The 10,624-nt window shown below is 71.8% G+C and carries 5 protein-coding genes; 3 read left to right on the top strand and 2 right to left on the bottom strand.

The window, feature by feature from the left end; all coding sequences use genetic code 11:
• Positions 1 to 197 precede the first annotated feature (197 nt).
• Entirely contained in the window at positions 198 to 1,868 is a 1,671-nt protein-coding gene (locus AB0D04_RS41065) for a CocE/NonD family hydrolase (RefSeq protein WP_362712514.1), read from the bottom strand.
• Between the two features lie 245 nt (positions 1,869 to 2,113).
• The gene (locus AB0D04_RS41060; protein WP_362712513.1) at positions 2,114 to 2,539 is read right to left on the bottom strand and encodes a hypothetical protein; all 426 of its coding nucleotides are present in this window, start codon (positions 2,537 to 2,539) and stop codon (positions 2,114 to 2,116) included.
• A 10-nt stretch (positions 2,540 to 2,549) separates the two neighbouring features.
• Here AB0D04_RS41060 and AB0D04_RS41055 point away from each other — a divergent pair, with 10 nt between their 5' ends.
• The 3 genes from AB0D04_RS41055 to AB0D04_RS41045 all read left to right on the top strand — a co-directional run.
• Positions 2,550 to 2,789: a DUF5132 domain-containing protein gene (locus AB0D04_RS41055; protein WP_362712512.1), complete on the top strand. Its 240-nt coding sequence runs from the start codon at positions 2,550 to 2,552 to the stop codon at positions 2,787 to 2,789.
• Positions 2,790 to 3,002: 213 nt separating this feature from the next.
• Positions 3,003 to 5,309, top strand: coding sequence for an ATP-binding cassette domain-containing protein (locus AB0D04_RS41050; RefSeq protein WP_362712511.1), 2,307 nt, complete (start codon positions 3,003 to 3,005; stop codon positions 5,307 to 5,309).
• Positions 5,310 to 5,401: 92 nt separating this feature from the next.
• The coding region (locus AB0D04_RS41045; RefSeq protein WP_362712510.1) for an amino acid adenylation domain-containing protein at positions 5,402 to 10,624 on the top strand (5,223 nt) is incomplete at its 3' end.

Below are 10,624 nucleotides of genomic sequence, written 5' to 3'. Positions count from 1 at the left end.
CCCTGTCGTCAAACTCCCGTCGTTCGCCCGGAGGGCGGGCCTCGCGGCGTCTGGTGCGTGCGATCGCAAGGCGGAGGGTCATCCCGGTACTGGGCCGTACCGGGATGAGCCCGACAACGCAGCGAGCGCGCGTGCCAGGCGTCGCGAGGCAGGCGGGAGTTTGACGACAGGGCCCTAGCCAGGGCCCGCCCCGTGGATCACCGCAGGGGCAGCGCCAGCTCGGACGGATCGGCCGGGGTGGAGCCGAACGACACCGTGCTGCCCGTCGGCGTCGAGCTTCCGTACAGCGGGTCCTTGGTGTCCAGGACCAGTGCCAGCCGGTGCCCGGCGGGCAGGTCGTATGCCGTGGCGAAGAGCGAGACATCGAGCGGGAAGGCGCGCCCGGGCTTCTTGCCGGACCAGCTCTGCGGGGCGTGCGAGATCAGTTTCCCGACGCCGAAGGCGTTCACGTCGTAGAGATAGGCGATGGCCGTGCCCCGCGACGCGGACGCGGTGAGGGTCGTGTGCAGCCGTGCGGCGCCGCGCAGGTGCTGCGCTGCCGCGTACGGTGACGACTGCCATACGGCGCCGGCCGTACGGGGCAGCAGGGGGACGATCACGGTGGGCGGCAGGCCGGCAACCTGGTCGAACAGCCCGGACGCTATGGCGAGGCCGCCGTTCGCGCCTGAATCGGTGCCACCAACGACGGGCTTCCGCCAGCCCGTCCCGGCGGTGCCGCCGAGCGCCCCGGTGCCACGGAGATTCGGGTCACCGAGCCGCAGGTGGTCGGTCCGGGAACTGACGGCGCGCCAGTCCGGGTAGCTCTCGTGCCTGCCGTTCGGCCGGACTTCCAGTTCCACCGGCTGCTCTCGGCCGTCGCTGCCACCGGCGCGCTTGAGGTGGTGGTCGAGCCACTTGCGGGCGCTCGCCCAGGTGGCGTTGTCCAGCCCCAGCAGGCTCGTCAACTCCTGTGTGGCATGGTCTCCGGGGCGCAGCTCGAGCCGCTTGGGACCGGTCAGCCGCTGGTAAAAGGCCGTCATCTGGCTGGGGTTGAAGATGCTGTCGCCCCAGGCGTTGGCCAGGAACACGGCCGTGCCATGGGCATTGATCCGGTCGACGTACCTGGCCGGGGACCGGGTCTGCGCCCATTTGACGACCTGGGGAATGTCCCGGTCGGCATACAGGTCCCCCAGCATCCGTGTGAGCTCCGGGCTTCTGCGGCCGGTGGGCGTCTGGACCGCGGTAAGTACGCTGACGGCCTGGAGGTGCCGGGTCTGCCCGCTGTACAGCGAGTCTGCGAGGTCCGCCCAACCGCTCAGCGCGGCCACCGCCTTGATCCGTGGGTCGAAGGCGGCACCCATCAGGGTGAGGCCGCCGCCCAGGGAGAGCCCCACCATGCCGATGCGCTGCGGGTCGGCCGGTGTGTGGGCGAGGGCCCAGTCGATGACCGCGGACACATCGGCCGTGTCCTTGGGGCCCGCGACGTCGACCTCACCTCCGGAGCGCCAGAATCCGCGCACGGTGTAGGTGACGACGACATAGCCGTCGGCGGCGAGCTGCTTGCCCTGGGCGACGTACTCCAGGTCGTTCTGCCCCCAGCTGGCCGGCTGGACGACCAGGGGGTAGTGGCCCTTCCGGTCGGCGCCGGGGGTGCCAGGAGCGGGGGTGAACACATCGGCCTTGAGGACGACGCCGTCCTTCATCCGTATGTCGGCCAGACGGAACGACGGGGCGGCATGGGAGGCGGCGGTCGCAGCACCGGGACGGCGGGTGGCTGCCGACGCGGATTCCATGGGGACGGCGACGCCGAGGGCAAGCGCCGTGGCGAGCACGGCACTTGCCGTCCTGAGCCGGCGGGGGTGTCTGCCGGCGGGGTGGGATCGCGTCATCGCTGCTCCATCAGAGTCTGTTCGCGGTGCCACGCGAGAGGGCGGTGGCACCGGTCCGGTGCGGTGATCGGAGCGTACGGGCGCGCCAACGCTGCTGGTGAGACGATGATCAGCCAAAAATTACTCGCGGGTAGCACAAAGTCGGTCAGAGTCCTTGGCGCGGTCCTCAGCGCGTCCGAGGGCACCTCATGACCTCCCACCGGGTGGGGCGGAAAGCCTGGTCGGCGCGGCTCTGGCGGTGTTCGTCACGTTTCGTTGTGAACATGGCCGAAATCTGGCGCGAGATCCCCCGTTCGGGGACCGCGCCAGCCCTGGGGGCCTTGCGGTACCTCAGGGCCGACCGTGACTGCGCGAATAATTCCCGCCATATCGACGTCCGGGATGACACCTGGCCGGAATAACAGGGTTTCAAGAAATGTGATTGCCCGAACGGGTGAAAGCATGCCGATCACCATGTTTTCGATGGGTGCGGCTCGGCTAGTGTTGTGCACGTTGGCAAGCTCTGCGCTGGGGAATGCAATCGAAATCCACGGCACAGTAGGGGGCCACGCCGGCGACAGACCGGCGTGCGCGACGATTTCTTTGGCGTCCGATGTAATCCATGCCGCTCCGGCACGGCCGGGAGTACGGGTCCCGTGTTCTGCACCCACAAAGAAAGGGAAAAGAAGCATGCTACCTGCAGTGCCTCCATTTCTTATCGGTCTGATCGTGGCGCCGCTGGCCAAGAGGGTCGCCAAACCGCTGGTGCGGGGTGTGGTGAAGACCTCGGTGGGACTCGTCATGGAAGTGAAGAAAGCCGCGCAGGAGGCCGGTGAGGGGGTCCAGGACCTCGCGGCAGAGGTGACCGCCGAAGTGGTCGCCGCCCAGATGGCGAGCGGTTCCCAGAGCGGCCAGGGCAAGGAGCCACCGCCGGGCGAATGACATGACGGTGGGCGCGCACTGCGCGCGATGTTCGCGGACAGGGCGTCGCGTCCGCGACCCCCTCGTGCAGCGCGCCCACCTGACGTCGACATTCCATTGCTGATAGCCGGTGCGGTGCCGCGGCGGCTCTCGCATTCTCCTTCTTCGCTCCTGCCGAACGGTGATGCCGCGCCCAATTCGGGGCGCGCCTTAGAAATCAGGTGATTGTTCTCCATGGCATTTCTGGTGGACGCATCAGCGGTCACGGGCCGGCCTGGACACCGGGACATACGGGCACGTTCCGTCATTCCGGGGAGACAGCGCTGGGATGTCCCGTCGGTTCTCCGGCGACCACATCTGGCGGAATCCCTGGAATCCGCGCTGCGTCGCATTCCGGGAATTCTGTCCGCGCAGGCAAATTCCGTTACGGGGCGGGTACTCGTTCACCACGACGCCCGCGTCGCGGCGGCGGATATCGGACGCATTCTCCGGAAGACCCTGGCGCTGTTCTCCCCGCACCTGAGCCGACCGGCCCGCGCGGCAAGCGGAGCGACGCCCGTCGCACCGGGGGCGGCATCCGGCCGACGCACCCTGCGCCCCGCGCTCGCCATCGCCGGAGGCACCACGGCCGTCCTGGCAGTGGGTCCACGCACCTTGCTGCGCAAGCCCGTTGCCGTACTCGCGGCCGTCGCCGCGGCCACCGCCCTCGTGGTGCGGCGCGCCTGGCGCCGCGCCACGCCGGACCGTGACTCCCCCGCCGGCCCGGCGGCCGTCCGCCCCTCCCTGCGTTCCTTGCTCGACATCGTCGGTCCCCACCAAGGCAAGCTCTCGCTGGCTTCCGCGCTGTCGGTGCTCTGCCAGATCAGCGAAATGGCACTCGGCCTGTTCCTCGGCTGGATCGCCCTCGTCCTCATCAAGGGCGAGTGCGCCCCGCTGCTGCGCCTCGGAGTTGCCGGCGCCTCCGCCCAGTTGTGGTTCCTCGCGGGCGCGGCGGCCGTGGCCTGCGCCGCGGTGGCGACCCTCTCCTACGCGTCCCATGTGAAGTGGCACAAGCTCGGCCAGGCCGTGCAGCACGAGTGGCGCAACGAGACGTACGCGCATGTGCAGAAGCTGGAACTGCGGCATCTGGACGGCGAGCGGACCACCAGGATCGCCGGGGTACTGACCGAGGAGATCGGCCAGCTGGGCAGCTTCTTCGCCACCTCGGCGAACGACGTGGTGCAGCTCGTCACCAGCTTCCTCGTCCTGGTCCCGGCCTTCCTCCTGCTGGCACCGGAGATCGCCTGGATCGCCTTCCTGCCGATGCCGATCGTCGCCTGGCTGTCGTTCCGCTACCACGACCGGGTCGCCGGCGACTACGCCGTCTCCCGCGAGGACCGGGCGAAACTGCACAGCCAGCTGGTCAACAGCCTCGAGGCGAGTGCCACCGTCAAGAGCTTCTGCACCGAGGACTACGAGGCCGAGCGGATCGACCGGCTGGGCGGCGTGTGCCGGGAGAGCAGTGACCGCACCGACCGCAGCACGGCCCGGCACACCGAGACCATCCGTGCCTGCACCACCGCCTCCATGACCGGAACGCTGCTGCTGGGCGGCCGGGCGGTCCTCAACGGCACGCTGCCCTTCGAGGTGTTCAGCCCGCTGATCGGGCTGCCCCAGCAAGTGCTGCTGCGGCTGACCCGGCTCGGCGGCATCGTCGACCAGTACCAGCGGACCCTGGCGGCATACGACCGCGTCCAGCACCTGCGCGGGCTGCCCGCCGAGCCCGACGGCTGCGACGGCAGGGTCAAGGCCCGGGACGTGCGGGGCGGCATCACCCTGGAGCGCGTGACGTTCGCCTACCCCGGACGCCCGCCGGTACTGGAGAACATGTCCCTGCACATCGCCCCCCAGCAGGTCACCGGCATCGTGGGGGCCACCGGCGCCGGAAAGACAACGATCGCCAAACTGCTCATGCGCTTCCAGGACGCCGGATCCGGCCGGGTGCTCCTCGACGGGCAGGACATCGGCAACCTGTCCCGGCGCGACCTGCGCAACGCCGTCGGCTTCGTGGCCCAGGACCCCTTCCTCTTCGACGGGACGATCGCCGAGAACATCCGGTACGGCAGCTTCGCCGCCACCGACGACAGCGTGGCCCGCGCCGCCCGTATGGCCGAGGCAAGCGGCTTCATCGAGGCGCTGCCGGAGCGGTACGACACAGTGATCGGCGAGCGCGGCGCCACGCTCTCGGGCGGGCAGAAGCAGCGCATCGCCCTGGCACGCGCCATTTTGAAGAACTCCCCCATCGTCGTCCTCGACGAGGCCACCTCGGCCGTCGACAACGAAACCGAGGCGGCCATCCAGCGCACGCTCAGGGGCTTCGCCGCGAACCGGACCCTGGTCATGATCGCCCACCGTCTGTCCACGATCCGGCACGCCGACTGGATCTACGTCATGGACAAGGGCGGCGTCGTGGCGGAGCAGGGCACCCATGCCGACCTGCTCGCCCGCGACGGGCTCTACGCCTCCCTGTGGCACCTGCAGGCCGGCGAAAAGGTCGTCTGACCCGCGGCCGACCGCACGGGGCCGTCACCGCCGGCCGGCGGTGACGCCGACGCCACCGAGCTCTTCCCGGAAACACCTCTGGAGGTATCCCCATGTCTCGTCGCGATGGCGCCGTCCTGCCCCTGACGGCGGCTCAGCGCGAAATCTGGTTCGCCGAACAGCGGTCGATCGCGGCGGACCCGGCCTATCGCATCGCCGAGTACCTGGACATCCACGGCGCCGTCGAACCGGGCGTGTTCGAGGCGGCCCTGCGGCAGGTGATCGAGGAAACCGACGTGCTGCACGTCCGGTTCACCGACAGCGGTGACGGCCCGCGACAGGTGGTCCGGGAGATGCCCCCGTGGCAACTGCCGTACCTCGACGTGAGCGGGGAGCGCTCGCCGCACGACGCCGCCCTGGAGTGGATGGTTGCCGACCGGATCCGCCACCTGGACCTCACGCGCGACACCCTGTTCAGCCACGCCCTGATCAAGCTGTCGGCCGACCGGTTCCTCTGGTACCAGAGCTACCACCACCTCGTGATGGACGGATTCGGCTATGCGCGCGTCGCGCAGCGGCTCGCCGAGATCTACACGGCCCTCGCGGAAGGCCGGCCGGCGGGTCCGGCCGGCTTCGCCTCGCTCGACGAGCTGGTGGCGAACGACGCCGACTACCGCACGTCCGCGGCGTTCACGGCGGACCGCACGTACTGGACGGAGCGCTTCGCCGACTGCCCCGAGCCGGCCGGGCTCGCCGTCCGCTCCGCCGGTGCCGCCTCGCACTCCGACACCGCCGGCCCGCTCCGCAGGGCCGCGCTCGACCCCGCGGGACTCCGGGACGCCCTGGAGACCGCGGCCGGCCGGGCCGGTGTCCGCTGGTCCCGGGTGCTGATCGCGGCGACGGCACTGTATGTGCACCGGCTCACCGGCGCGCAGGACGTCACGCTCGGCCTGGCCGTCACCGGCCGCGACGCCTCCGACGGCGCCCTGATGTCCACGCCCTGCTCGGTGTCGAACGTGGTGCCCCTGCGCCTGTCGGTGCGCCCGGACACGCCGTGGTCCGCGCTCGTCGCCCAGGTCGGCGCCGAAGTGCGCGCGGCCCTGGCCCACCAGCGCTACCGCAGCGAGGACCTGCACCGCGACCTCGCGCTGCCCGGCAGTGTCCGCACGGCCTTCGCCGCGGTCGTCAACATCATGACCTTCGACTACGACGTACGCTTCGCCGGACAGCGCGTCACGGCGCACAGCTTCTCGGAGGGTTCCCTCGCCGACTTCGCGGTGTGGGCACTGGACCGGCGCGACGGCCGCGGCCCGCACATCGAGCTGCGCGTGGACGCCGACACCTACGACGACGTGGAACTCGGCGCGCATCAGCGGGGTTTGGCGGAGCTGCTGCGCGGCCTCGCGGACGCCGAAACGGAGCGGCCGGCCGGCCGTTTCGACCTGGTGCCGGCCGACGGGCGCCACGAGGTGCCGGACGACCGCGACGGCACGACGCCACAGGTGCCCGGCGCGAGCAGCCTTGCCGCGCTCTTCGGCCGGCAGGTGCACCGCACCCCCGACGCCGTGGCGGTGGTGTGCGGGGACACCGCACTGACCTACGCGGAGCTGGACGCGCGGGCGAACCGGCTCGCCCATGCGCTGATTGCCCATGGCGCGGGCCCCGAGCGGCTGGTGGCGCTGGCGCTGCCCCGCTCGGCCGAGCTGGTGACGGCGATCCTGGCGGTGCTGAAGACGGGAGCGGGCTATCTCCCGCTCGACCCGGAGCATCCGGCCGCCCGTATCTCCGGCATGCTCGAGGACGCCCGCCCGTCCCTGCTGCTGACCGACCTGCGCACCGCCGGGCGGCTGCCGGACGCGCCGTCCGTCGAGCGCCTGGTCGTCGACGCCCCGGAAACGGCCGCGGAGGTGGCCGGATGCCCGGGGACCGAGCCGCCGGTACGGATCGACCCGCGCCACCCGGCGTATGTCGTCCACACCTCCGGGTCCACCGGTCAGCCCAAGGGCGTGGTGGCCACGCACGCCGGTGTGGTGAACCTGTTCCGCCACCAGCAGGGCACGCTGTTCCCGCCCGCGGGGACGGACGGCGAGGGGCGCCGGATGCGCGTGGCGCTGACCACGTCCGTAGCGTTCGACGCCTCGTGGGACCAGCTGATGTGCCTGTTCGCCGGGCATGAGCTGCATGTCATGGAACGGGAGACGTGGGCCGATCCGGACGCCTTCATCGGCTACCTCGTCCGCCGCCGCCTCGACTTCGTCAACGCCACGCCCTCGTACTTGCGCATCCTGCTCTCGAGGGGGCTGCTGAGCGATGCACGGTGGCGGCCCTCCGTGGTGGTGGCGGGCGGTGAGGCGGTCGGGCAGCAGCTCTGGGAGGAACTCCGGGCGGTCGACGGAGTGCGGTGCTTCAACTTCTACGGGCCGTCCGAGTGCACCGTCGACGCGGTGGTCGCACCGCTCGCCGGCGCCACGCACCCGGTGATCGGGCGGCCGGTCGCCCACGCCCGGGTGTATGTGCTGGACGGCGCGCTGCGGCCGGTCCCGCCCGGTGCGGCGGGTGAGCTCTACATCGCCGGCGCGGGCCTGGCCCGCGGCTATCTCCGGCGGCCGGGGCTGACGGCCGAGCGGTTCGTCGCCGACCCCTTCGGCCCGGTCGGGACGCGGATGTACCGCACCGGGGACGTGGTGCGCCAACTGCCCGACGGGAACCTGGAGTTCGTCGGCCGGGCCGATGGCCAGGTCAAGGTCCGGGGCTTCCGGATCGAACCCGGTGAGATCGAGGCGGCGCTCGCCGCGCACCCGGACGTCGCCCAGGCCGCTGTGGTGATCCGGCGCGAGCGGGACGACGACGACCCGCGGCTGGTCGCCTATGTGACGTCCGCGGCGGGGGCCGCCCCGCACCCGGATGTGCTGCGTGGCCATCTGGCGGAGCGGCTGCCGGACCATATGATCCCGGCCGCGTTCGTGACGCTGGACGCGCTGCCGCTGACGCCGGGCGGCAAGCTGAACCGTGCGGCCCTGCCCGCCCCCGGCCCCGCCGTCGCGGGACGGGCGCCGCGCACGGTCCAGGAAGAGCTGCTGTGCGGGCTGTTCGCCGAGGTGCTGGGCGTGCCCGCGGCCGGCGTCGACGACAGCTTCTTCGCGCTGGGCGGGCATTCGCTGCTGGCCATGCGCCTGATCGCCCGGATCCGCTCGGTCCTGGGGGTGGAGCTGGGGCTCGGCGACCTCTTCGATGCGCCCACCGTCGCGGAACTCGCCGCGGCGCTGGACGGCGCGGGGCGGGCGCGGGCCGCGCTGACCGCGTACGAGCGGCCCGAGGCGGTGCCGCTGTCGTACGCCCAGCGCCGCCTGTGGTTCCTGCACCGGATGGAGGGGGCGAGCGCCACCTACAACATCCCGCTGGCACTGCGGATGTCCGGCCGGCTCGACCGCACCGCCCTGGAAGCGGCGCTCGCGGATGTCATGGCGCGCCACGAGAGTCTGCGCACGGTGTTCCCCGACGCCCAGGGGGTGCCGTGCCAGCAGGTCCTGGACCCCCGTCAGGTCCGGCTCCGGCTGCCGGTCACCGAGACCTGCGAGGCCGAGCTGCCCGGCCGCCTGGCCGAGGCCGCCCGGTACGCCTTCGACCTGGCGGCGGAGCCGCCCGTGCATGCCGAGCTGTTCGCGACCGGGCCGGACGAGCAGGTGCTGCTCGTCGTGGTCCACCACATCGTGGGCGACGGCTGGTCCATGGGGGCGCTGGCCCGCGATGTGACGACGGCCTACACCGCTCGCTGTGGTGGTGCGGAGCCGGCGTGGGCTCCGCTGCCGGTGCAGTACGCCGACTACACCCTGTGGCAGCGCGACCTGCTCGGCGACGAGTCCGATCCGGACAGCGTCTTCGCCCGGCAGCTCGCCTACTGGGCCGAGAACCTCGCCGGCCTGCCGGAGCAGGCGGAGCTGCCCTTCGACCGGCCGCGGCCGGCGGCAACGACCTACCGTGGCGACCAGGTGCGGGTGCGGCTGGACGCCGGGCTGCACGCGGACCTGCACCGGCTCGCGCGCGCATCCGGGGCGAGCCTGTTCATGGTGCTGCAGGCCGGGCTGGCGGCGCTGCTGGGCAAGCTCGGTGCGGGCACCGACGTCGCCATCGGCACGCCGGTCGCGGGGCGCACCGACGAGGCCGTGGACGACCTGGTCGGCTTCTTCGTCAACACGCTGGTGCTGCGCACCGATCTGTCCGGCGACCCCACCTTCACCGAGCTGCTCGCGCGGGTGCGGAAGAACGCCCTTGCCGCCTACGCGCACCAGGACCTGCCGTTCGAGCATCTCGTCGAGGCGCTCAACCCGACCCGGTCGCTGGCGCACCACCCGCTGTTCCAGACCATGCTGGCCCTGCAGAACGCCCCGCTCGGCGAGTTCGACCTGCCCGGTCTGCATGTCGCGACCGGCCTGGTCTCCACCCGGAGCGCCAAGTACGACCTGACCGTCAGCATCGCCGAGCAGAGCGACGAGGACGGCGCGCCGGGCGGGCTCGCGGGCGTCGTGGAGTACAGCACCGATCTGTTCGAGGCGGGCACGGTCGAGGCGCTCGTCCAGCGGTGGGTGCGGCTGCTGCGGGCCGCCGTCGCCGACCCGGACCAGTCGGTCGGCCGGATCGATGTGCTGTCCGCCGAGGAGCGCCGGGAACTGCTGCCCGCCCGGGACGACGTGGCGCCCGAAACACCCCGGACGGACATCTGCGCGCTCTTCGCAGAACAGGCGCGGGCGACCCCGGACGCCGTGGCGGTGGTGTCCGGGGCGACCTCGCTGACGTACGGCGATCTCGACGCGCGGGCCAACCGCCTGGCGCATCTGCTGACCGCCCGCGGCGTCGGCCCAGAGCGGCTGGTGGCGCTGGCGCTGCCGCGCTCGGCCGAGCTGGTGGTGGCGATCCTCGCGGTGGTGAAGACGGGGGCCGCGTACGTCCCGGTGGATCCCCACTATCCGGCGGCGCGCATCACGTTCATGCTCCAGGACGCCCGGCCCACCCTCCTGGTGACGACCATCGCCACCGCCGACGGCCTGCCCGGCGACGCCGATCCGGCCGGCCGGCTGCTGCTGGACGACCCGGCGATCGCGGACCTGCTGGCGGCGGCGCCCGATACCGCCCCCGAGGTGACCGTCCACCCGGAACACCCCGCGTACGTCATCTACACCTCGGGGTCGACCGGCCGGCCCAAGGGCGTCGTCGTCCCGCACCACAACGTGGTGCGGCTGTTCGCCGCCACCCGCCACTGGTTCGGCTTCGGCGCCGAGGATGTCTGGACGCTGTTCCACTCCTACGCCTTCGACTTCTCGGTGTGGGAGCTGTGGGGG

The organism is Streptomyces sp. NPDC048483, assembly GCF_040651455.1.
In the GTDB taxonomy this organism is placed as follows: Bacteria; Actinomycetota; Actinomycetes; order Streptomycetales; family Streptomycetaceae; genus Streptomyces.
Note: the sequence above shows the minus strand (reverse complement) of the source record. Positions and strands in the feature narration are given on the sequence as shown.

What these genes read in the sequence shown, in the direction of transcription:
- AB0D04_RS41065 (WP_362712514.1), bottom strand. Translation starts at nt 1,868, where the DNA reads ATGACGCGATCCCACCCCGCCGGCAGACACCCCCGCCGGCTCAGGACG.
- AB0D04_RS41060 (WP_362712513.1), bottom strand. Translation starts at nt 2,539, where the DNA reads ATGCTTCTTTTCCCTTTCTTTGTGGGTGCAGAACACGGGACCCGTACT.
- AB0D04_RS41050 (WP_362712511.1), top strand. Translation starts at nt 3,003, where the DNA reads ATGGCATTTCTGGTGGACGCATCAGCGGTCACGGGCCGGCCTGGACAC.